The following is a 24046-nucleotide window of genomic DNA, read 5'->3' as shown; positions in this document are numbered from 1 at the left end:
GGATGAGAGGTAAGTTAGTGGCTCGATTAACAAAGAATGAATGGCACGCAGGCCGCCTACGCTGGGAAACAGAGATAAACCTAAGCTTTGCCCAACTGAGTGAAGAATTAGGCGTAAGCCGCAAAGCCGTATCACAAATGGCGGCTCGAGAAGAATGGGCACGAGCGCATATTAAGCATGTTCCGCAGGCCGTAAATGTTCCTCTAGAAGTTCCGGTCCATGTTCCGCGACAAGTTCCGCCTAATGTTCCGGTAAAACGGCCTCATCCTTCAAAAAAAGAAGAGACCGCGATCAGTCATCCAGAAGCACACAAAACTCCCCGCTCAGTAGGACGGCCCAGCTCGTATCAAGAGACTTACCCAACGCTCATGCTTGAATACTTCAAAGAAAACAAGGCTTATAGCCGTATTCCTCTTAATAACGGCGCAATTCATTACTCCCCTAATGAGCTACCGACCTTCACCAAGTTTGCTGAACGAATCGGGGTATCAGAGGAAACATTACGCAATTGGGCCAAGGCTAGAAACAAAGAAGGATTGCCACTTAGACCGGAGTTTTTTGGGGCTTACGCACGCGCGCGCAAGATTCAGGAAGATTTCATTCTGGAATGCGGCTTAGTTGGCGCGTTCAATTCTTCGATTGTGACCCTGCTCTTGAAGAACTGTCACGGCTACGAAGACATGAAGCGTGAAGAAATTGATGTGACGGCTAACAAGCGTTCCGTTGAAGAAGTAGAGGCCGCAATCATTGAAGGGATGCGGAAGACTAAAGAGCTGCAAAAAACCGTCGAAGGCCGCTTCTATCGGATCACTGGCCTAGGCAGCCCGCCGATTAATGCAGAGATTAATAATTAACTTTGATCAGTGTGCGATCGTATGACCGCACACCTGATATGCAAACTTATCCCACCCCCAATGGGGGATGAGAGAGAAGACGCATTCTATGTGCGGGAGTCTGTCGAGATAACCATTCTGGCTTCTCAGTGAGATGTGGAGCAATACGCACATGTAAGGATATCTGGTGCCTCCAAGTTTGGATGCACGCCCACACGTGGTACGCCTTAGCTAGCTTTTAACTTCCCCCAATGGGGTAAGTTGCTAGGCCATCACGCCTCTTGCCTCAGTCTTACCTTGGGCAAGCCCTAGTCAAGCCCCGATAATGACACAGCCATTTTACGATTTATCTTTCAATATCAAGGGGTAGTAATTTTATTACGATCCCAATTAGGTAGGGATTGAGCCCAAAACCCAGCTTAGTAAGAAACCGGTTATGCTGACTTCTTCAATTTGAGTGAGTTATCCAACTGAGGATTACGAAAAAAGCGCTACCCCCAATGAAATCGGGATTTTGAGTAAAATAGATCAAAGCACATTTGCTGACATCTTCCCGTCACCCCGTGTGCGAGATCAGGGCTAGTTGGCGTGGTTTTCCGCGTTACTACAAGCCGCTACGATGTGCGCGAGATTGAGCCTAGATCACCAAGAAAACATCGTAGTGATCAGCCAATCGCTCACTTAAAACAATACCCAAACACCAAGTACCTACACATTTTAGGTATACGCTTAGGTATACGAATTGACTTAAAAAAATCAACAATCTAGTAAAACAGCCACATACAAGGCTAATTTCGAGTCCCGCCATACCACCAGATGCTTCTCTGGTTAGCACCAGAGAGAAAAGCCCCGCAAATCTAACGATTGCGGGGCTTTTTACATTTATCATCCTTCGCCCAAGTGCCAGCAAAACGGGTCACCATTGTTGGTATATTTGTTGGTATCAAAACCACACTCAACAGTCTACTTTCATACATTCCTCAAATCAGCGTTGCTGACAGAGAGCTGCGCAGGATACCCGCGCTGCATTTTGGCTTTTGATAGCATGCCCTTCGTTTGCCACCAAGACCATATAACCTGTCTCTATTTTAAGAACGATCATGTACTGTAATGGTCAAGTATTTTCAGGGACCAAGATCGGTTTTCTTGCTGCCATTTATTGTTCGTAAATCATCGGTAGCAAATTGTCTCGGGCTGAGTGCAATCGCATGCAGTTACCCCATTCTTTCGACCTGATCAGTCATTTTCATCGGATTTGACCAGTATACTTCGTAACCTGATCGGCAGAGACCGCCCCACAGCGGCCGGTCAGCAGCAACAATATCGTGATCTGTCCCGGATTGATTTCAATTGCTAGGACAAAAATTAGCAACCCGCCCTAAGTCAATTTTCAATCGGCTGAGAGGGCAGTTTTCGATCTGCGCCAACAGAATTGTAGGAATCGGAGACATGAAAATCAGAGCTTACACACTCAATGCTTTTGCGAAGACCAGCCAAGGCGGCAATCCAGCCGGAGTCGTCTTCGATGCGGACGCTTTGACTGAATCGCAAATGCATGAAATTGCCAGAATCATTGGCTTCAGCGAAACAGCCTTTTTGATGAAATCCAGTGTCGCGGACTTCAAAGTGCGTTTTTTTACGCCAACAGATGAAGTGGATCTTTGTGGGCATGCCACGATAGCAACGTTCTTTGCTCTGGCGAAGTTGGGATTCGTGCGGCCCGGCCAGTACATGCAGGAAACCAAAGCCGGGTTGATGAAAGTCGTTGTAGCCGATGATTTGTCGATCCTGATGGATCAGAAAGCCCCAAGTTTTTTTGACGTTTTAGAACCTGCTGATATTGCAGCTTCTCTGAATCTGAATGTAAATGAACTTATGGCGGGCATGCCCGTACAGATAGTAAGCACCGGCATCCGGGATATCATGGTTCCGGTCAAGTCCTTGGAAATCCTTCACGAAATGAAGCCCGACTTTGACCGAGTTGGCGACATCAGCAGGCAGCGGAACGTCGTGGGCTTTCACGTATTCACACTAGAGACTTTGAACGAAGGGATGGCCCACTGCAGAAACTTGGCACCACTTTATGGTATTCCAGAGGAATCCGCGACAGGGACGTCTAACGGTGCTCTTGCTTCGTATCTGTTTCAGCAGGGGCTAGTTAACTCTTTACAAGCAAAAAAACTCGTCATGGAACAGGGCTATTCGATGGAAATGCCTTCAGAGATCGTGGTGTCTTTGACAACTGAAGGAAATACCATTTTGCAGGTTAAGGTTGGAGGCAAGGCTTTGAATTTGACTGAGCGGGAGATTGAACTGCCCTACTCCAAATCGTCAGAAAAGATAAACTGAAAACGATAGCCGGCGAGATGTTCAGGGGAAGGGAGGAGAGCAAGCCCCCTGGAGAACAAGATACCGGTGATCAAGTGCGCAGCGGTCGGTCAGACTCCTTGCAAGTCAACACCTTTGCGATAGTGCGATAATTAACGTAAGCGACCGGCGAAGTAACCTTGCCGGTAATAGGTCGACAGCAAAATAGCGGCGGCATACCTGAGTTACGTCCAGCACCGTATTCACTCAGCAGAGCGTTGAACAAGATTCGTGAGCCACTTCCTCGCCGAGCTACCGGAGGATCGGCGATGCCAGCTAACCACGACGTCGAAAGTTTCCATCTCAGAATCGAAGGCGGTAATTGTCAAACTAGTTGTCGGCTTTGGCCGAGATGTCAAAGCCGAACCAGAAAAAATGAGAGGCCGCAAACCATCAGGTAGCGGCCTTCATCATTTTTAATTCGCGCCATGGCGGCTCGGCCATAGCCGCCACTCATGTGCACTTCTTGGCACTACATCGAACTACTTACTTTTGCGTTAGTTTCATTGTGGGTCGACAATTGGCTGTCAATTGACGGTAGTCGGCCAAAAGCTGGCTTTTTATCCCAACGATTTTGGCCTAATCCAACACCCGTGATCCCCGTTGCAATCTTTCAGCTCACTTCACCTTCTGTGGTTTGCTCATTACAAAAATTATCGTAAACATGCGAGCAATATGGATAATTTTTTCTTGGAGCGACCGCCCTTCAAGCTGCTAACGAACATGGCACGAAGGCAGTGAGTGCGCTTGTCAAGTAAGGAAACAGAGACCCAATTACTTTTACTGCAGAGAGTGGCTGTCCTTGTATTCGTGTGTTTCAGCTTGAGTGGCTGTTCAGCGACATGCAATTCGCTGGCGAACAATCTGAATCCGTGTAATGCAGTGCTGTGGGCTGCGCTGCCCATTGCGGTGGCTTATGACGAGGTCCGAATAGATTCACCAGACCGATACAGATTACCCCGTGAATGGGATGCGTCGATAATGGCGGGTGATATGGCGGTTATAGAGAAAAGCTGGGCTGGGATGTGAGGAAATCTAGCCGTACGCGCGAGTAAACCCAGCAGGTAAACATCTTGTGCTTGTTAACGCCATCAATTCTGCTGCCCGTCAAAATACACTTAAGTCCTCTACATTTCGTCCGATATAGCGGATGACGATGGCTTTAATTTCGTCTTTTATGTCCAGCCATCCGGCTGATTGAATAACCGTTTTCTTGATAAAAAAACAGGTAAAAACGATTCAATACGATGCTTGCTGATGCGGGCTTCAGCACAACGATTGAATGGCCCTGCCCGGCTCAATGTTTGCTTAGTTTTATGCGGCATTTCACTGAGAAAATCAGGATAGGAAAATGGCGATAAGCCTTAATACCAACCTTACGGCAATCAGTACTCAGCGCAGCTTGAGTACGTCGCAAAGTGCTTTGGCTATTTCCTTAAATCGCCTTTCATCCGGCCTGCGTATCAATCGTGCGCAGGATGATGCAGCGGGGCTGGCGATTAGCAGCCGTATGTCTTCAAAAATCAATGGCACGAGCCAATCGATTCGTAATGCCAACGATGGGATTTCGATGGTGCAAACGGCCGAAGGGGCGATGAGCGGGATATCCGATAGCTTGCAGCGCATGCGCGAGCTATCCGTGCAAGCGGCCAATGCGCCGGTATCAAGCGCTGATCGCAAATTAATGAATGATGAAGTTCAGCAGTTAAGCGCAGAAATCCAGCGCATTGCCAGCTCCACCCACTTTAATAACATCCGCTTACTAGATGGCAGTTTTAACTCGCGCTCTTTCTATGTGGGCACAGGCGATGCAATCAGCATTAGCTCGATCAGTAATATGCAAACCTCACACTTAGGCAGCACAGGCTCTTCGTTTGAGGCATCACTCAAAAGCGAGGCGATCACGTCCTCGCTCAGTGCTGGAGATTTGCTGCTGAATAATGTGTCGGTCAACGCTTCAATACTGGGCGCTGCTGCAGGGCAGACTGCAGATAGCGCTTTTGCGATTGCTTCGGCCATTAATGACACCTCGGCCACCTCAGGCGTCAGCGCTAGTGCCAGCACAAAAGTAATTAGCGCAGCCCCCGGCTCATTTAGCAATATTGCTGCATTTAGCATCAATGGCGTTGATATTGGCTCGGTCAGCGCGGGCACGGATGCCAGCAGCCAAGGCACTAACCTTGCCAATGCGATTGCAGGCTTTGCAGCGCAAACCGGTGTAACGGCAAGCGCCAGTGCCGGCATTGTGACGATCAGCGCTGCGGATGGCCGCAATATTAATATTGGTTTAAACGGCACGGTCGCTAATGCAGCAACTGCAGCCGCCAATAAAGCGGCGTTTCTTAGCCAAACAGGCTTGGCAGCTGGAGCTGTAGGCTCTCAGGGAACGGCGGCGGTGGCGGCTCAAAACACATTTAATATTGCCGCCAGTATAGGGGCTGGTGCTCAGTTTGCAGTCAATGGGATCAGCTTTACTGTGCGCAATTCAGCGCTGGCATCAGCAGTGGTTGATGCCAGCCATGTAGATTTGAATATCGCTGGCGCGAGCAATAATGCGGCAACGGTTTCATCGGCGCTCAGCAGTGCCATATCGATGGCACAAGGCAATGGGCTGACCGCTGCCGCACTGAGTGATTTTAGTGTTTCGGATGGTGGCGGCACGGTGGTGCTTAATGACAATACGCCCGGCGCGTCAAGTACCAGCATTTCCAGTAGCAGTGGATCCGTCACACGCAATATCACGGGGGCAGCAACCAGCAGTGGCAGTGCAGCCACTAATCGCGGCACGGTTACGCTTACAAGCTTTAGCGAAGAAGGCCTGAGCGTTGCCGGAACAGCCCCTGAAAACGCGGGGTTAACAGCCGGCATTACCCTCGCCACCGCAATCGCCACCATCGCGGGTATTACTTCAGTAAACACTTTAACGGCAGCAAACGCGCAAAAAGCCATCTCCTCGCTCGATAGTGCATTAGATAGCGTCAATAGCGCCCGCAGCGCTTTAGGGGCTTACCAAAATCGCTTTACGTGGGCGGTATCGAGCATGCAAAACTCGCTGGAAGACCTAAGCGCCTCGCGCAGCCGCATCCGGGATGCTGACTTTGCAGCCGAAACCGGAAGCATCACCCGTGCCCGCATTTTGCAGCAGGCAGGCACGGCCATGCTGGCCCAGGCCAATACCACGCCCTATATGGTGATGGCACTATTGAAAGGCGCGCTTTAATTCACAAGCCCAAGCCAGCTCTGCCACAGCACGCAATGCTCACTATGCCCGCCATATACGCAGCGCTAATCTGCTAAAATGCAGCAAATTCATGCAATGCAATAAGTCTGAAGCAATCGCTTTTAAACATCTGTATCGCTCTCCCTAGTTTGCTCTACCCGCCCTAATCTTCAGGCGCTTTTACCGTAAGGCTCGTCATGACCACTATTTCTACTCCCCGCAAATCTGTCGCCATTATTGGTGGTGGCCCTGCTGGCCTGATGGCCGCCGAGATTCTTAGCCAAGGCGGGGTAGACGTAGATCTTTTTGATGCGATGCCATCGGTGGGCCGTAAATTTTTGCTCGCTGGTGTGGGCGGTTTGAATATCACTCACTCCGAATCTGCCGAGCCATTTCTAGCCCGCTATGGCAAGCACAGTAGCGAGCTACAGCCTTTACTGGCGGCCTTTGGTAACGATGCCTTGCAAGAATGGGTACATGGGCTGGGTGTTGAAACCTTTGTGGGTAGCTCAGGCCGTGTGTTTCCAAAAGAAATGAAAGCAGCCCCCCTATTACGCGCGTGGATTTCCAGGTTGCGTAGCAGCGGCGTGCGCATTCATGTACGCCATCGCTGGCTGGGCTGGAATGAAGCCGAGCAAATGCGCTTTGCAACGCCAGATGGCGAAATCAGCCACAGCAGCGACGCCACCATTCTGGCCTTGGGGGGCGCAAGCTGGGCCAAGTTAGGGTCTGATGGCCTATGGCAACCACTGCTGGCAGAAAAGGGCGTCGTAATCGAGCCTTTAAGCGCTGCTAATTGCGGCTTTGATATTGGCTGGAGCGATCACTTAAGCGAGCGCTTTGCTGGCTCACCACTGAAAGCCGTGGCCATTGAATTTAAAGGCGTGCGTAAACAAGGTGAATTTGTACTGACTAAGGGCGGCGTGGAAGGCAGCTTAATTTACACTTTCTCAGCCGCCATCCGTGATGAAATCAAAGCCAATGGCAGTGCCGATATTTTGCTAGATCTGGCCCCAGGCAAATCGCTGGAGCGTGTATTAGAAGACCTGAAGCGCCCACGCGGCGCAGATTCAATGGCCAGCCATTTGCGCCGCAAATTAGGCATCGAGGGCGTAAAAGCAGGCCTACTGCGTGAAGAAATTTCACGGAACGATTTTAACGATATGAATAAGCTTGCCGCCGCCATTAAAGGCCTGCCGCTCAAACTATTAGCCCCACGCCCAATAGACGAAGCAATCAGCAGCGCAGGTGGCGTGTGCTTTGAGGCAATGAGCCCGGCACTGATGCTGGAAAAAATCCCCGGTGTATTTTGCGCAGGTGAAATGCTCGATTGGGAAGCGCCAACCGGGGGCTATCTGATTACCGCCTGTCTTGCCAGCGGCAGGCAAGCTGGGCTGGGCGCATTGGAGTACTTAAACGCCCGCTGAGATTCAAGCTTAAGCCATGCTATAAAATATAGCGTGGCTTAATGTAATATTTCATAGTCAAAAAAATAAAGTTAGAAAGCGTGTAAATCAACGCTCGGGCTAGGCCTCACTAAAATGCCTAGCAACACTCTATTTTTAGCAAAAATTAGCCCATCTATAGCAAAACCTCCCCTACCTCAGCTGGTTTTTTTCAAAACAGGTAAATACACGCCGCTACAAATTTAATAATTACTTACATAAAAAATTAAATAAAAGTAAAAAAATCCACCCGCCCATGCAATATTGCTGGAAAAAGACAACCGTCTCCCGCCAGAAAAACCCACCTCTAAGCCACCATTTTTGACCTGCTGTCAGCAAAGACATATACATGGCATCTTTGTGACGCCCGCTCATCCATAGTGAATATGAACAGTAATCACTATGGTGGTGTGCAATGTCTTCCTTCCAGAAAAACCTGATGGCGTCTATCGGCTGTTTGATCACGCTAGTTATCTTATTTGCCGTGTATGTCAGCCTGCATATCAGGGTGGATGAAGCTAATTTGCAGCGCTATCAGTCTTATTTACTCGCCGATGAGCTGCGCCAATCTTCCGACGATTTAACCCGCCTAGCCCGCACCTATGTAGTGTCGCGCGATCCAGCTTATGAAAAGCAATATATGGATATTTTGGCGATTCGTAATGGCGACAAAGCACGACCAGAAAACTACAACCGTATCTACTGGGATTTTGTAGCCGCCACAGGCACCGCACCAAGAGCAGACTCCGCCGTAAAACGCCCTCTATTAGAAATGATGAAAGAGCTGGGTTTTACCGATGAGGAATTTGGCAAGCTCACTGAAGCCAAGAAAAACTCCGATGGCCTAGTGAATACCGAAGTAGAAGCGATGGGTTTAGTCAAAAAAACAGATGAAGGCGCCGAAGAAGGCTACGCCAAGGCGCGGGCCATGATGCACGATAAGACTTATCACGCAAATAAAGCCAAAATCATGCAGCCCATTGATGAGTTTTACACCCTGCTTGAAGCACGTACCGCAAAAGCCGTACTCGATGCCAACCAACTAGCGAGCATTGCTAAAATCATCTTTATTTTAGTTGGGGTCGCCACCTTATTTATGCTGTGGCGCACCTTTGTGGCCTTGCGCAATACAATAGGTGGCACAGTAGAGGAAGCCAGACAGCATATTAGCTACATGGCCGCAGGAGATTTTGCCCACCGCATAGAAATGAGCGGCCGTATTCCCGATAGCTTTCTGGCGCTGATGGGCGATATGCAAATCAAACTCAGCCACATCATGCAACAAGTTTCACATGCCGCCCAGGAAATAGAGCGAGGCGCAGATGCCATTGGCAATGCTTCTGATGAAGCCGAAGATTTGGTTAAAAATCAATCCGACTCGATGCTCGCCATGCGCGAAACCGTACAACAGCTCGTGGCCAGCATTAATCAAATATCAAGCAGCGCCAACAATGCCAGCGATATGACCAAGTCTTCCAGCCATACCCTAACTCGTGGTGATCAAGTCATCCGTGAAACGGTAGACAGCATCAAAACCATCGCCGCCACCGTTCAAGAGGCCTCCGGCAGCGTAGCTATGCTCACTGGCCATGCCCAGCAAATCTCTGTGATTGTGCAGGTCATCAGAGACATTGCCGATCAAACCAATTTGCTCGCCTTAAATGCCGCCATCGAGGCAGCGAGGGCTGGCGAACAAGGGCGAGGCTTTGCCGTCGTCGCCGATGAGGTACGAAAACTCGCCGAGCGCACTGCCAGCTCCACTCAGGAAATTACCGAAAAGGTACGCAAAATTCAGGAAGGCACTGAATACACGGCAGTACATATGAATAATGGTGTAAACAAAGTAGAAATAGGCGTTGAGCTAGCCAGCCGCGCAGGCACGGCCATTGAAACCATACGCATCGATGCAGGAGCAATGGGGGATGTGATCAGCGATATCAGCAGCTCGCTGCACCGGCAATCACAAGAGGCAAATAAAGTGGTCGATAATATCGATCGCGTTTCACAGCTCGCCTCTGCCAGCAGCAGTGCAGTAGAAAAAGCCGCCGGCAACGCCCGCCGCCTGCGAGAGCTATCCAAAGCGCTCTCTGTAGAAATGCAGCAATTTCATTTGGTTTGACGCGAAAAGAACGCCTTCCTATCAACCCAATCCTATCAACTTAAGGTGAATTCGTAGCTTGGGTTACGCTGATTTATCCGCCCTTTAAATAGGCGCATAAACCAGCTAACCCAAGCTACAAAAGCATCATTTCCTTTTGGTCTTACTTAAGTTGATAAGATTGCTACTCCACCGCCCCACCCAAAGCCTTATAAATCGCCAACAAATTACTCGCCTGATCGAAATGATTTTGTAGCAGGCTGGTTTGAGCGCTACGGCGACGGGCGGCGGCGTCTAGCCAAGGCTGAATATCTGTGGCCCCAGCTTCAAAACGCGCTTGGGCGATACCATCCAGCTTCGCCGCCAATTCCAATGATTTAGCCAACTGCTGATTTTGCTCACCAAGGCGAGCTCTGGCATCCAGTGCTTGCTCGGTTTCGGCCAGCGCTTTATAGAGGCCTTGCCTGAATGTAGTGAGCAATTCTTCATACTGTGTACGACTAATATCCAGATTCAGCTGATGCTTTTCCCAATCTAAAAAAGGCAGCGCCAAATTCAGCCCTGCGGATGCAACAGGGCTCTGAAATAGCTCGGCTAAAGCAGAGCTACTGCTACCTAGGCTGGTGGTGAGCGAAAAGCTGGGGTAAAACGCGGCTCTGGCCACATCAATTTGCGCCAAACTCGCCCTTAATCTGGCCTCCATCGCTTGCAAATCGGGGCGACGACCTAGCACTTCGCTGGGTAAACCAGCAGCAATAACCGGTAAATCACCCTGCGGCAAGCTGGCTCCAGCCAAGGTAAAACTCTGTGGTGGCCGATCAAATAATAAACTCAGGCTATAAAACGCAGCTTTCCTTTGCTGCAAAAGCTGGGTGTGATTCGCTTCTTCACTGAGCAAGCTTTGCTCAGTGCTCAGCACCTCGCTTTTTGCCAATGCCCCGGCCTGATTTTTAGCCTGAGCAATCGCCAGCACTTGCCTGAGCTGCTGCAAATTAAGCGTGCTAGCAGCTAGCTTCTGATCTAGCAAAGCAATCGTCCAATATTGGCTGGCCACCGATGTAGAGATCGATAATTTAAGCGCCTGCCTGTCAGCCTCAGTAGCAATCCGCTCTTCTCTGGCTGCCGCTCTATCACTCGCCAAACGCCCCCACAGATCAAACTCATAGCTGGCCGTGGCCGATAGGTTGTAGCTTTGGCGATTCACCACAGGGTCAAAACTGCGATTCACACTCGCCCCGCCAATGCCACTCAATACAGGCAAAGCCGCGTGTTCACTCACGCCGGTCCGAAGATGTGCGCGGCGTAGCCTGATGGCCGCGATAGATAAATCAGCATTGCTTTGTAAAGCATCGTCGATTAGCTGCGTTAGCGCTGCATCATGAAACGCCAGCCACCACGCGCCCTGATACACGCCAGCTGCCTGATTTTGCTCAGCCCATTGGGCTGGCACGGCGGGTAAAGGTACATTAGGGCTGGGGCTCAGCAAGGAGCCACAGGCACTTAGGAAAACCGTTGAAAGTAATAAGATTTTTTTCATTTTTATTCTCGCGCCAAGGCTTCAATCGGGTCTAAACGCGCGGCATTACGAGCGGGCAGAAAGCCAAAGAACACGCCGATCAGTGTTGAGCAAATAAAGGCGGCGATAAAGGATCCAAGAGAGAAAATCATTTGCCAATCGGGCACAAAAAATTGCACCAAAGCACCGATACCCAAGGAGAGCAGCACGCCAATCACGCCACCAATCAGGCAAACCAGCACCGATTCGGTTAGAAACTGCTGCATCACATCGCTTTGCCGCGCGCCCACCGCCATACGAATGCCAATTTCACGCGTTCTCTCGGTAACCGATACCAACATAATATTCATCACACCTATCCCGCCCACTACAAGGGAAATCAGCGCAATCATCGATAGCAACAGCGCCAGCATCTGGCTGGTTTGCTCGATCTTTTTAACGACGCTATCCATGTTGTAGATAAAAAAGTCCTTGCTGCCATGTCGCAGCGTGAGTAGCTTTTCTATGCTTTGCTCGGCAGCGGCAGACGATTGCCCATCCTTTACCCGCACGGTGATATTGTTAAAATATTGCTGGCCAAACAGGCGATTAGCCGTGGTAGTAAATGGTAGCCAGACTTGCAAAGATTGCCCGCCGCCACCAAAGCCACTCTTATTTTCTGCCGCCACACCAATCACGGTGGCCGGTAGATTTCCCACTAAAATCACCTGCCCCAGCGGGTCTGCCCCATTAGGGAATAATTTACGCTGGGTATTGTGATCGATCACCACCAGCTGCGATTGAGAGGCCACATCCTCACTATTAAAAAACCGCCCCAGTGCAGGCTGCAAGCCACTGACCCGAAAATAATACTCGCCCACCCCACTCACGCTGGCCCCGATATCCAAGGCGCGATGGCGCAAGCGCAAACTGGCGCTGGTGCTTGGGGTGACGCTATCAATAAAAGGCATCGCTTGCAGCGCGGTAATATCCCCCGGCAGCAAGGAGCGCAGACTACCCGCCCTGTCGTCTCCCCAGTCTTTACCGGGGAAAATATTCATCGTATTGCTGCCAATTTCACCAATATTTTGCAGAATCTTGCGCTTAGCCCCCTCGCCAATCGCCACAATCGACACCACCGAAGTAATGCCAATCACCACGCCCAGCATAGTAAGCAAGGTACGCATCCGATTCGCCGACATTGCCCGCCAAGCCATATTTAAAGCGGCCAGAAAGCGATCCAGCACCACCCTTAGCGATTTAACTTCCCGCCCGTGCGGCGCAATTTTGCCTTCCACCAATACTTCAACTGGCTTACTGCGGTCGCTAATAATGCGGCCATCGCTGATCTCTACAATGCGCTCGGCGCAATCGGCCACTTTATGATCGTGGGTAACAATAATCACGGTGTGGCCCTGCGCGTGCAGCTCGCGCAGGATATTCATCACTTCTTCACCGCTATGGCTGTCCAGCGCACCGGTTGGCTCATCAGCCAGAATCACTTCGCCGCCATTCATCAAAGCGCGGGCAATACTCACCCGCTGCTGCTGACCACCAGAAAGCTGGCTGGGGCGGTGCCCAAATTTATCGCTTAAACCAAGGCGACGGAGTAAAGCTTTGGCTCTATCCTGCCGCGCATCCTTAGCCAGCCCAGAATAAACCGCAGGCATTTCCACATTGCCCTGCGCAGATAGGTGCGGCAATAAATGGTAGCGCTGAAAAATAAAACCAAAACGATCCCGCCGCAGCCCTGCCAGCTCATCACTATCAAGGCCGGATACATCGCGGCCATTCACCTGATAAGTGCCCGAAGTCGGCTTATCCAGGCAGCCCAGAATATTCATCAAGGTGGATTTGCCCGAGCCGGAAGCGCCCACAATTGCCACCATTTCACCGGCATGAATACAAAGATTAACCTGATCCAGCACCACCGCTTCGCTGTCGCCAGCCGGAAAGCTGCGCACAATATTGGCGAGCTCTAAAAGAGGCTTACGCACGGCTATGCTCCAATCGACACAGAAGCTTCTGATTTACCCAAGGCCGCATCGCCTGTGACCACCAGATCACCTTCTTTTAAGCCTTCGAGCACTTGCACCTGCACATTATTATTCAGGCCAGTTTTGATCTGCCTATCGACCGCAATGCCATCCACGCCCACCACCCTCACGGTATAGCGGCCATCTTTAGCCTTGGCCCCTAAGGCAATGGTGGGAATACTTAAAACACTTTTTGCGTGCTCCAGCACAATCGCCACCTGCGCGGTCATATCCTGACGCAGTGCGTGTGTTGGATTGGGCACTTCAAACAGTGCATTATAAAAAATTGCGTTATTGACTTTCTCTGGGGTCGGCTGAATCGCACGCAGCTTGCCGTAATAGCGCTTATCCGGCTGGCCCAAGGTGGTGAAATACACCACTTGCCCGGCGTGAACTTTCATCACATCCGCCTCAGAAATCTGCGCTTTAACGGTAATGGTGTCTAAATCGGCCAAGGTTAAAAGATTAGGCGCTTGCTGGGCCGCAATCACAGTCTGGCCCTCCAGCGTAGTAATCGCCGCTACTTCGCCATCAATCGGCGCAAGAATACGGGTGTAGCCAAGGCGGGTTTTAGATGAATCAAGCGTGAGCTTGGCTTTTTTGATATCGGCATCGCGCTGCGCCAAATCTGATTGCAGCGTTCTTTGCTTTAAGCTCGCATCTTCTACCGCCTGCTTGGATGTGGCTTCCCGGCTCAGCATGGTTTGCTGGCGGGCCAGCTCAATTTTGGCCTGCTCTAATTGCAGCAGAGTCGATTGCCTTTGCGCGAGCAATCCTTCCAAAGAAGCCTCTGCATTCAGCGCCTCGTTTTGCGCCAACTCTGGATCAATTGTTGCCAAGAGCTGGCCTTTCTTTACTCTGTCCCCCAGCTCAACGTCCAGCTTTTGCAACTGTCCGGAAACCTGCGCGCCCACGTCCACCTTACGAAAAGCCTGCAAAGTGCCCGTCGCCAGCACTGCATTTTCTAAATCAGCCTTCGCCACCTTGGCCGTGGTGTACTGAGGAGCTGCCTTACTTGGGAAGAAAATCGCCTTTACTCCCCAGCCCAGCAAAGCCAGCAGGAGCAAAACCATTGCAATTCGCAACCAAGACCAACGTTTAAACTTCCAAGCCATCGCGTTTTCTTCCAGCCAGTAGATAAAACAAGATGGCAAGCATAACATTTGATGCAATCATTCTTTGTCGTAAAAAAGTAGCACGGCCGCATACTTTAACGACAGGATCACCCAATTCAGCCGTGCAAGATCAAGCTATCTTCTGGAGCCTGATCGCGCTCGTTCAAGCCATAATCCCGTGTAACCAGAGCCACGCGCAGGCGGTAATCTGCAAAAACTTTCTGTCGGCCAAGCGATTGCGCACCCTGATGCTTTGCACTACAACGCCAAGCCTTCACCGCCGCCTCATCGCGCCAAAAAGACAAAGAAAGCAGCTTATTAGGCTCGCTCAGGCTGCTAAAACGCTCTATAGAAATAAAACCATCCTGCTGGGCCAATTCACTGCGTAAATCAGCAGCAATGCACAAGTATTCCTGCATTTGCGCAGGCCAAACTTCAAAAATTACGGCAATCATGGGGAGTCCTTTTGAATAAGCGATGTTGCTCAGTAAAACCCAAATCTTGAACCACGGAGGGCACAGAGAAAACGGAATTTCACGGAGGAAAAATATGTCTTGAGTTAAGTTTTTTTCTTAGGCTTTAAGTATTTCAAAACCCAGCAATTAGGATTCGTATCGCTGCTAGTGGCACGGGGCTTAAATCTCCCCTTGAAACACGCCGGAGCGAGGAACAAGCGGGGCGGGGTTTCGCCAAGGGAGCGAGGAACGAGCCAATCCCGCCCGCCGCCGACTCGATTGTCCGCAGCGCAGGAGCTTTCGTGTTTTTGAATTTGTCGCTTGGCTTCGTTTCTTGGCGAAGCAAGAAAGGAAGGCCCCGCGGTGGCTACCGCTCCAAAATCAACGTGCCGAAGGCACTAAAAAGATGATCGCTGCGTAATATCAGGTACTAATAAACCTCGGAATGCGCCCATTGACTGAGGCTTGATATATCCATTGTAAGGGCCCTGCTGTATCTCGCTCAGCTAGGTAGTCGCTCAAAATTGCTGTCGTTATTTTGATTGCCAGCGCCTGCCCGGGACAGCCATGCCGGCCATGGCCGAAGCTCAGGCTACGGCGAGCTGCGCGGTTTAGTACAAAATCATCGCCCTTTACATTAAAGGCAGCATCACGATTAGCAGCCGCAAGGAGCAGCAATACAGCGTCGCCTTTTCGCAAAAGCTGACCGTGGATTTCGAAGTCTTGCACCACAAAACGCCTGGTGTTTTGCACAGATGGATCGTAGCGAGCGACTTCCTCAACAAAAGAAGTCAGCGATAAAATCGCTACAGCTCCATGCTGCTGTAACGCAATCAGGCAATTGCCAAGCAGGCCCGCCGTTGCTTCATAACTTTGCGAAAGCAGGCCGATTAAATTAGCCAGCAGCGCTTGGTGATCGATGTCATCTGAATTTTGTAAAAGATGAGCCAGCACACTGCCTTGCGGCAAATCCCCCTCCAAAGCTCCAGTGAAATGCACCAATAAACACTGCGCAGCCACGCTTGCCCTGGCAAGGTCTGCATCACGGCTTAAAGGAGAAAGACAAGCCACAAAATCGGCAATCCAGCCCATTATTTCGGGCTGGGTATCTGGTGTAAAACCCAGTAGGTCAGCCAATACCGCCACCGGCACAAAATGACAAAGCGCGTACAAGTCGCACTCCGATGAGCGCCATTTTTTAACGAGCTGTGGCAAACACGCCGTATCAACCAAGGCTAAGTTGCGCTGGATAGCCTGCTTTAAATGCAGATGCGCCTGCCCCTCGTTCATCCGAATCAGGCGTGCAAATACTTCAGCCGCTGGCATTCCAACAATGGCTGCAGGGACCGGCTCGTTTGGCGGGCACACCACGCAATGCGGGCTTTGCATCAGCTCCATAATTAAATCTGCCCTGCTCACCACCCATATTTTGTGCTCCGTATCAAAGAAGATAGGCGCTTCATCCCTCAGTACCGCGTAATAGACATAAGGGTGAGCATGGGCCGCCGCAGCGAGCGGGTGAATCCTTGTAGAAACCATCGCATTCCATCCATGCTTGTTTAATCAAGGGGATATTGTGTAGATTGCCGCCATACCTTACTTCGCTCCAGAGCGAAACATGGAATGCGCCACCCTACTCAGCACGCCTTGGAACTCATCATGGAAGACTCCCGCCTAGCCAGTGTTGCAGCAGCCATTGCCGAACCTGCCCGCGCCAGAATGCTTTGTAGCTTGCTCGATGGCAAAGCCCGTACCGCCACCGAGCTGGCCATCGTTGGGGAAGTGAGCGCATCCACGGCCAGTGCCCATTTAGCGCGATTGAAAGCCGAGCAACTTGTCAGCATGCTGACTCAAGGCAGGCATCGCTACTACAGCCTGCATAATCACGATGTGGCATCGGCACTTGAAGCACTGCTAGTAATTTCAAACACACCTAAAACGCCCTTTAGCCCCAACACTCCCCATTATTTGCAATCAGCGCGCACCTGCTACGACCATATGGCAGGGACGGTGGCGGTGCAATTACACGATCGCTTATTTGTCATGGGCTGGCTGCAGGCAAGCGATGGCGATGCATCCCAGTATGTTTTAAGCGAGCAAGGCCAACAGGCCCTGAGTAAACTTGGCGTGGATTTGCCTGAGCTGGTAAAAAAACGCCGCCGCTTTGCCTGCGCCTGCCTCGATTGGAGCGAGCGCAGCCCCCATTTAGGTGGTGCACTCGGTGCGGCGCTGCTACTCCTAGCCAAAAAACGCGGCTGGGTAGAGCAAGATTTAGATAGCCGCCGCCTACAAATCAGCCGTGCTGGCCAAAATGCCATGAAAGATCTTTTTGGCGTCACTGTGTAACCCCCTTACTTTTAGGCCCGCTATGTCTCTACTCAATGCCGCTCTTGCGCAAGAAATCGTTAATCGCACCATGGCGATTATTGGCAGCAATGTGAATGTAATCGACGCCTCGGGCACGGTGATTGGCAGTGGCGATGCAGATCGGCTGGGCGAGCAGCATGAAGGCGCTTTGCTGGCGTTATCTCAGCAGCGTACGGTAGAAATTGACGACGCCATGGCGCAGCAACTGCATGGCGTGCGCCCCGGTGTGAATTTACCTTTGCGCCTTGCTGGGCAAATTGTGGGCGTGGTCGGTATCACCGGCCAGCCCGATGCGGTGCGCCACTATGGCGAGTTGGTGCGAATGACGGCTGAAATGAGCTTGGAGCAAGCAAGGCTGATTCAGGCACTGGGACGTGACACCCGTTACCGCGAAGAGCTAGTTTTGCAACTGATCAAAGGCGAAGCCGCGCCGCATTCAGACTTAGAAGCTTGGGCGCAAAAGCTGGGTGTAGATATTCAGCGTCCGCGCGTAGTGGCGGTGATTGAAGTAGATAGCGGCACGCTAGGCATTGATGCCGCTTTGGCCGAGTTGCAAGAGCTGCAAACCCTACTAAGTACGCCAGAGCGCGACAATCTGGTTGCCACCGTTTCTTTAACCGAGTTAGTGGTGCTCAAACCGGCCTTAGATCACCAAGCCCGCTGGAACCCGCAAGAGCACCGGCTGCGCGTACATGATTTACTCGCACGGGTCGCCAGCAAAAGCAGACTGGGGGTACGTATCGCGCTAGGGCAATATTTTAGTGCCACCAATGCCGTGGCGCTGTCTTATCAAAGCGCTATCACCACCTTGCAAATCGGCAAGACACGCCACCCGGAGCAAGCCTGTTTTTTTTATCAGGATTTAAGCTTGCCGGTGCTGCTGGCCGGATTAAATTCAGGCTGGCAAGCCGCGCAGCTGCGTATTCCACTTAAAAATCTTGAGCGCCAGGATAGTAATGGCCAGCTGCGTAAAACGCTGGCAGCATGGTTTGCCTGCGATACCCGCCCCGTAGAAACAGCGCAATTTTTGCATATTCATCGCAACACACTAGATTATCGCCTGAGCCGGATCGAGGCCATTACCGGCCTGAATCTCAACAAAACAGACGAGCGATTTTTGCTCTATGCCGCTTTGCAAATCGGCTAGGCCTGCTGTTAGCTGTGATAAAGCACTGAAATATAGCAATTTCTCTCGTTAATTTATAGGCATCCGCACGAAGATATGACATAGCCGAGCGTTTATCCTGTTCAACATCCGCTATCCGCAATACCCAGCCTGAACAGGAGTTTCAAGCGATGGAAGTCAGCACTTTAGGCGCGCTCAGTGCGCTCGTTGTTGCCATTTTTCTGATTTTACGAAAAGTGCCCCCCGCCTACGGCATGATTGTCGGTGCTTTGGTTGGCGGAATTGTGGGTGGGGTAGATTTAAGCTCCACCGTTAATTTAATGATGGGCGGCGCAAAAGGAATTATCCCTGCCGTCATGCGAATTCTAGCGGCAGGGGTCTTGGCGGGAGTCCTGATCGAATCAGGCGCTGCGGCCAGTATTGCCGATACCATCGTCAAAAAAGTAGGCGAAACCCGCGCACTTCTGGCCTTAGCAATCGCCACCATGATTTTAACCGCCGTTGGCGTGTTTATTGATGTGGCGGTGATTACCGTCGCCCCAATTGCCCTCGCGATTGCGCGGCAGGCCGATCTGTCCAAAATGGCGATTCTGCTGGCTATGATAGGCGGCGGCAAAGCAGGCAATGTGATGTCGCCCAACCCGAATGCGATTGCGGCGGCCGACGCTTTTCATGTACCGCTCACCTCGGTGATGGCAGCGGGAATAGTGCCGGGGCTGGTTGGTTTAGTCGTTGCCTATTTCATTGCTAAAAAGCTGGTCAATAAAGGCAGTAAAGTTGAAGCGGCCGAAGTGGTCGCCTTTGATCGTAACGCGCTGCCTTCCTTTGCCTCCGCCATTGTTGCCCCGCTGGTGGCGATTATCCTGCTCTCGCTTCGCCCTATCTTTGGCATAGTGATCGACCCTCTGCTCGCCCTGCCCCTTGGCGGCTTACTTGGTGCGCTGGCGATGGGCCGCTTTAAAGACAGCAATCAATTTGCCGTAGCGGGCTTAGGCCGCATGGCTCCGGTGGCGATTATGCTGCTGGGTACGGGTACCTTGGCCGGGATTATCGGCGCGTCCAGCCTTAAAACGGTGCTGATCGAGGCGCTACAAAGCTCCGGCCTGCCCGCCTATATGCTGGCCCCAATATCCGGCGCGCTGATGTCGCTGGCCACCGCCTCCACCACCGCAGGCACCGTGGTTGCATCGCAAGTATTCAGCAGCACGCTGCTCGAGCTGGCCGTACCTGCCCTTGCCGGCGCCGCCATGATCCACGCAGGCTCTACCGTGTTTGATCATATGCCACACGGTAGCTTCTTTCACGCTACGGGCGGTGCAGTCAATATGAGTATCACCGAGCGGCTGAAAGTCATTCCTTACGAAACAGCGGTTGGCTTGTCGATTACGATTGTCTCTACGCTGATTTTTGGTGTATTCAAATTTTAAGTATTGGAGTTGATGATGAAAATTGTAATAGCCCCCGACTCCTACAAAGAAAGCCTCTCCGCCCTTGAAGTGGCGACGCAAATTGAAGCCGGTTTCAAAGAAGTACTGCCCGATGCGCAATATATAAAAGTGCCGGTAGCCGATGGCGGCGAAGGCACGGTGGAAGCCATGGTTGCCGCCACGGGCGGGCGGATTATTCTGCAAACAGTCACCGGCCCGCTTGGTGAATGCGTGCCTGCATTCTTTGGCCTGTCTGGCGATGGCCATACAGCGATCATCGAAATGGCTGCGGCCAGCGGCTTAAGCCTAGTGCCCCCCCCATTGCGCAACCCCATGCTCACCACCAGCTACGGCACTGGCGAGCTGATTCTGGCCGCACTGGACCAAGGCGCAAGGCATATTATTCTGGGCATAGGCGGCAGCGCGACGGTGGATGGCGGCGTGGGCATGGTGCAGGCTTTAGGTGGGCGATTTTTAAACACGGCAAGTAAACCGCTGGCTTTTGGCGGCGCAGATCTGGCCCAACTCGCACACATTGACCTTAGCACCATTGATAAACGCATTCAGGATTGCAAATTTGAAGTGGCTTGCGATGTAGACAACCCACTGATTGGCGAGCAGGGCGCAGCGGCCATCTTTGGCCCGCAAAAAGGCGCCACTCCTGAAATGGTCGCCCTGCTCGATGCTGGCCTTGCCCATTACGCCAAGCAAATCAATCAGGACTTAGGCATTGAAGTGGCACACGCCAAGGGCGCTGGCGCAGCAGGCGGAATGGGCGCGGCGGCACTGGCGTTTTTAAATGCCAGCCTGCGCCTCGGCGTAGAAATCGTGCTGGAATCCGTGCAATTTGCCGCTCTGTTGCAAGGTGCAGATTTAGTGATTACTGGCGAGGGCCGCATGGATAGCCAAACTATCCACGGCAAAACGCCAATGGGCGTGGCACAAATGGCCAAGGTGTTTAATATCCCCGTTATCGGAATTGCAGGCTGCCTCAGCCCCGATGTCGGTGTGGTGCACCAACATGGCATTGAGGCCGTATTCAGCGTGCTCAACCGCGCAGTATCGATTGAAGAAGCACTCGCTCATGCCGCAGAAAATGTAAGGCTCTGTGCCAGAAACATCGCAGCCACCATTAAGCTGGCTCAAGGGTTGCCTAAATTATAAACGTCAACAGCCCGACTCCCATCGGGCTAGCCGCTTGAGCCCCATATTCTGGGTGAACTCTATATTTCAAAATTTGGGTTTTGCTGCAGACCATCCCTTGCTTTATCATCAAAAAACCCTTGATCCGCACAATAAATCCAGTTTTCACACTCACGCAAATCAGTCTAAGCTTTCAATACGCCCCCGAGCTTGTTAGCATTGCGGGTTTTACTAGCGAGAATCCCCATGCCTAAGTTCTTGTTTTGGCTAGCGCTTGCAATCAGCAGCCATAGTTATGCCGCTCGTAGCCTACCCAACCAAGGCCTGTTGGGAGATCTGGAAGCCGCTGCACTGCCTGAAGTCAAAATTGATGGCAAGCTCTACCGCACCGCACCGGGACTTAGAATCTACGGCATCAATAATGCCCTGATTATGCAAAACCAAACGCCGCAAAAAGCATCGATCTGGTATCAGTTAGAGCCTACCTCCGGCAATATCTGGCGTATCTGGCTGCTCACCAATGATGAAGTAGCCACATTAAAAGCCCGCCCTAAAACGATCATCACAGAATAACCTGCAATGACTCGCTCGTAGGGCGTGTGAAAACCGCGACGCCCTACACAAGCATAAAAGATTTAGCCTTGTAATTAAGTTGATAAGACTTAAAGTCAACGCAATATGTCCCGCAGCATCTACAAACAGAGCACGTATCAAATGAGCAAGAAAGTATTTATTAAGACCTTTGGCTGCCAAATGAACGAATACGATTCGGACAAAATGGCCGACGTACTGCACGCATCCGAAGGCTTAACGCAGACCGACAATGTCGAAGAAGCCGATGTGATTTTGTTTAACACCTGTAGCGTGCGCGAAAAAGCTCAGGAAAAAGTCTTCTCAGATCTTGGCCGTGTGCGAGAGCTCAAGCTTAAAAATCCTAATCTATTGATTGGTGTAGGTGGCTGTGTGGCCTCGCAAGAAGGCGCGGCCATTGTAAAACGTGCGCCCTATGTGGATATGGTGTTTGGCCCGCAAACCCTGCACCGCCTGCCTGATTTGATTGCCCAGCGCCGCAGCAGCGGTGTTTCTCAGGTGGATATTTCTTTCCCTGAAATTGAAAAATTCGACAATATGCCACCTGCACGCGTCGAAGGTGCCACGGCCTTTGTATCGATCATGGAAGGTTGCAGCAAGTATTGCTCGTTCTGCGTGGTGCCTTATACACGCGGTACCGAATTTAGCCGCCCATTTGAAGAAGTGCTGGCCGAAGTGGCTGGCCTTGCCGCGCAAGGCGTGAAAGAAATCACCCTGCTTGGGCAAAATGTAAACGCCTATCGCGGACCAATGGAAGATGGCGAAGTAGCCGACTTTGCTACCCTGCTCGAATACGTACACGAAATTCCAGGCATCGAGCGCATGCGCTACACCACCAGTCATCCGCGTGAAATGACCCAGCGGATTGTAGATTGCTATCGCACCCTACCCAAACTCGTCTCACACCTGCATTTGCCTGTGCAAGCGGGATCAGATCGTGTGTTAGTGAATATGAAACGCGGCTACACCACGCTGGAATTCAAATCGCTGGTGCGCAAACTTAAAGACGCCCGCCCTGATATTTGCCTTAGCTCTGACTTTATTGTGGGCTTTCCTGGCGAAACAGAAGACGATTTTGAACGCACCATGAAGCTGATTAACGATGTGGGCTTTGATGCCTCGTTCAGCTTTGTTTACAGCCGCCGCCCCGGCACACCTGCTGCAGATTTACCGGACGATGTGCCTGAAGAGCTAAAACTCACTCGCCTCAGACGCCTGCAAACCCGCATCGACGAGCTGGCGCTGGACGTAAACAAAAATATGATCGGCACCGTGCAACGCGTGCTAGTAGAAGGCATGGCGCGTAAAAACCCCGAGCTGCAAGAGCTGGCAGGCCGCACGGATAACAACCGCATTGTGAACTTTGCCGGTAACCCGCGCCTGATCAATCAGTTTGTAGAAGTGCTGATCACCGAAACCTTCCCGCATAGCCTGAAGGGCGAGATTGTTGTGAAGTAACTACTTTTGAGTGCTGGCCGCCGTTTTTGCTTATTTAAAAATACGGCCGGTTTCTCTCGCCCTACAATGACTTATTAGATATTTGAAGCTTTATTAGATATTAATTACCGCGTGTCATCAACGCGCCCGCCAAAAGTATTAGGATGTAGTCCTACAAGCCTTACCCTAATACGCATTACCCAAGGAAAACACCATGCTATCGCCAAAAGATGCTGAACTTTTTGCCGTACTAAGCGACGACGACCTCGACCTATTGGCCGATTTTTTAGAATCTGATGCGGCCCCGGAACAAGCAATGGATTTATCCATGTTGCATGGTTTTTTAACTGCGCAACTGATTGGCCCAGAAGAAATCGCTGCAGATAAATGGTTTGCTCAGGTTTGGGGCGAAAATGGCGAACGCCCGAAATTTGCTTCAAACGAAGAGAAAGAGCGAATCGAAGGCCTGATTCTGCGCCTATATAACCAGCTGATGGACGAGCTGGCCGACGCTGAAAACGCATTTAGCCCCATTGTGTATGTAGACGAAGAAAGCGGTCAGGATATCTCGCAGCAATGGTGCTACGGCTTTACGCTGGGTACATCGATGAACCCGGATGCTTGGCAAGAAATGATGGACGACGAAGAATACGCCCAGCTTGTCTACCCGATTCTAGTTTGCGCAGACGACGAAGGCCGCGCCAATCTGGAAAGCGATGGACAAGATATGGCCGAATTCGAACACGAAGTGGCCGCGTCACTGGTCGATATCATTCCGGAAATCCGCACATTCTGGCTAGAACGCCGCGAAGTGCCAAAACATATGCACTAACAAGTAATGCCAAAGTAAAAGCCCTAAACCTGTAGACACAGAGCTAAAAGAGCACACGG

General features: G+C 51.4%; 17 protein-coding genes. 12 read left to right on the top strand and 5 right to left on the bottom strand.

Annotated elements, in window-relative coordinates; genetic code table 11:
* Nucleotides 1-17 precede the first annotated feature (17 nt).
* From VN23_RS19440 to VN23_RS19420, 5 genes are all read left to right on the top strand, one after another.
* Nucleotides 18-854, top strand: a complete 837-nt coding sequence (locus VN23_RS19440; RefSeq protein WP_197432964.1) for a terminase small subunit — start codon at nt 18-20, stop codon at nt 852-854.
* Between the two features lie 1428 nt (nt 855-2282).
* The gene (locus VN23_RS19435) at nt 2283-3182 is read left to right on the top strand and encodes a PhzF family phenazine biosynthesis protein (RefSeq protein ID WP_046351937.1); all 900 of its coding nucleotides are present in this window, start codon (nt 2283-2285) and stop codon (nt 3180-3182) included.
* Between the two features lie 1369 nt (nt 3183-4551).
* The gene (locus VN23_RS19430) at nt 4552-6420 is read left to right on the top strand and encodes a flagellin N-terminal helical domain-containing protein (protein WP_046351936.1); all 1869 of its coding nucleotides are present in this window, start codon (nt 4552-4554) and stop codon (nt 6418-6420) included.
* A gap of 197 nt (nt 6421-6617) precedes the next feature.
* Complete coding sequence (locus VN23_RS19425) at nt 6618-7847, top strand: TIGR03862 family flavoprotein (RefSeq protein WP_046351935.1); 1230 nt, start codon at nt 6618-6620, stop codon at nt 7845-7847.
* A 433-nt stretch (nt 7848-8280) separates the two neighbouring features.
* Nucleotides 8281-9984, top strand: a complete 1704-nt coding sequence (locus VN23_RS19420) for a methyl-accepting chemotaxis protein (protein WP_046351934.1) — start codon at nt 8281-8283, stop codon at nt 9982-9984.
* Nucleotides 9985-10147: 163 nt separating this feature from the next.
* Here the strand turns inward: VN23_RS19420 and VN23_RS19415 are convergent, their stop codons facing one another.
* The 5 genes from VN23_RS19415 to VN23_RS19395 all read right to left on the bottom strand — a co-directional run bounded on the left by VN23_RS19415 (nt 10148) and on the right by VN23_RS19395 (nt 16603).
* Entirely contained in the window at nt 10148-11500 is a 1353-nt protein-coding gene (locus tag VN23_RS19415; protein WP_046351933.1) for an efflux transporter outer membrane subunit, read from the bottom strand.
* A gap of 2 nt (nt 11501-11502) precedes the next feature.
* On the bottom strand, nt 11503-13455 hold the full coding sequence (gene macB, locus VN23_RS19410) for a macrolide ABC transporter ATP-binding protein/permease MacB (RefSeq protein ID WP_046351932.1): 1953 nt from the start codon (nt 13453-13455) through the stop codon (nt 11503-11505).
* A 2-nt stretch (nt 13456-13457) separates the two neighbouring features.
* Nucleotides 13458-14609, bottom strand: coding sequence for a macrolide transporter subunit MacA (macA, locus tag VN23_RS19405; protein ID WP_046351970.1), 1152 nt, complete (start codon nt 14607-14609; stop codon nt 13458-13460).
* Nucleotides 14610-14725: 116 nt separating this feature from the next.
* Complete coding sequence (locus VN23_RS19400; RefSeq protein ID WP_046351931.1) at nt 14726-15064, bottom strand: antibiotic biosynthesis monooxygenase family protein; 339 nt, start codon at nt 15062-15064, stop codon at nt 14726-14728.
* A 423-nt stretch (nt 15065-15487) separates the two neighbouring features.
* The gene (locus tag VN23_RS19395; protein WP_052746587.1) at nt 15488-16603 is read right to left on the bottom strand and encodes a cytochrome P450; all 1116 of its coding nucleotides are present in this window, start codon (nt 16601-16603) and stop codon (nt 15488-15490) included.
* A gap of 84 nt (nt 16604-16687) precedes the next feature.
* Between VN23_RS19395 and VN23_RS19390 the strand changes: the two genes are divergently transcribed.
* From VN23_RS19390 to VN23_RS19360, 7 genes are all read left to right on the top strand, one after another.
* Nucleotides 16688-17410, top strand: coding sequence for an ArsR/SmtB family transcription factor (locus tag VN23_RS19390; protein WP_231743308.1), 723 nt, complete (start codon nt 16688-16690; stop codon nt 17408-17410).
* 22 nt (nt 17411-17432) lie between these two features.
* Nucleotides 17433-18578 carry a sugar diacid recognition domain-containing protein gene (locus VN23_RS19385; RefSeq protein ID WP_046351929.1) on the top strand — a complete coding sequence of 382 codons (1146 nt, stop codon included), beginning with the start codon at nt 17433-17435 and terminating at the stop codon, nt 18576-18578.
* A gap of 149 nt (nt 18579-18727) precedes the next feature.
* Nucleotides 18728-19984: a GntP family permease gene (locus VN23_RS19380; RefSeq protein ID WP_046351928.1), complete on the top strand. Its 1257-nt coding sequence runs from the start codon at nt 18728-18730 to the stop codon at nt 19982-19984.
* A gap of 15 nt (nt 19985-19999) precedes the next feature.
* A complete protein-coding gene (locus VN23_RS19375; RefSeq protein ID WP_046351927.1) occupies nt 20000-21148 on the top strand; it encodes a glycerate kinase in 1149 nt (382 codons plus the stop codon).
* Nucleotides 21149-21373: 225 nt separating this feature from the next.
* A complete protein-coding gene (locus VN23_RS19370) occupies nt 21374-21700 on the top strand; it encodes a hypothetical protein (protein WP_046351926.1) in 327 nt (108 codons plus the stop codon).
* A gap of 141 nt (nt 21701-21841) precedes the next feature.
* Nucleotides 21842-23176: a tRNA (N6-isopentenyl adenosine(37)-C2)-methylthiotransferase MiaB gene (gene miaB / locus VN23_RS19365; RefSeq protein ID WP_046351925.1), complete on the top strand. Its 1335-nt coding sequence runs from the start codon at nt 21842-21844 to the stop codon at nt 23174-23176.
* Nucleotides 23177-23369: 193 nt separating this feature from the next.
* Nucleotides 23370-23987, top strand: a complete 618-nt coding sequence (locus VN23_RS19360; protein ID WP_046351924.1) for a UPF0149 family protein — start codon at nt 23370-23372, stop codon at nt 23985-23987.
* Nucleotides 23988-24046: the final 59 nt, after the last annotated feature.

This window comes from Janthinobacterium sp. B9-8 (genome assembly GCF_000969645.2).
Taxonomy (GTDB): Bacteria; Pseudomonadota; Gammaproteobacteria; order Burkholderiales; family Chitinibacteraceae; genus Iodobacter.
This window is presented reverse-complemented; position numbering and strand designations above follow the sequence as displayed.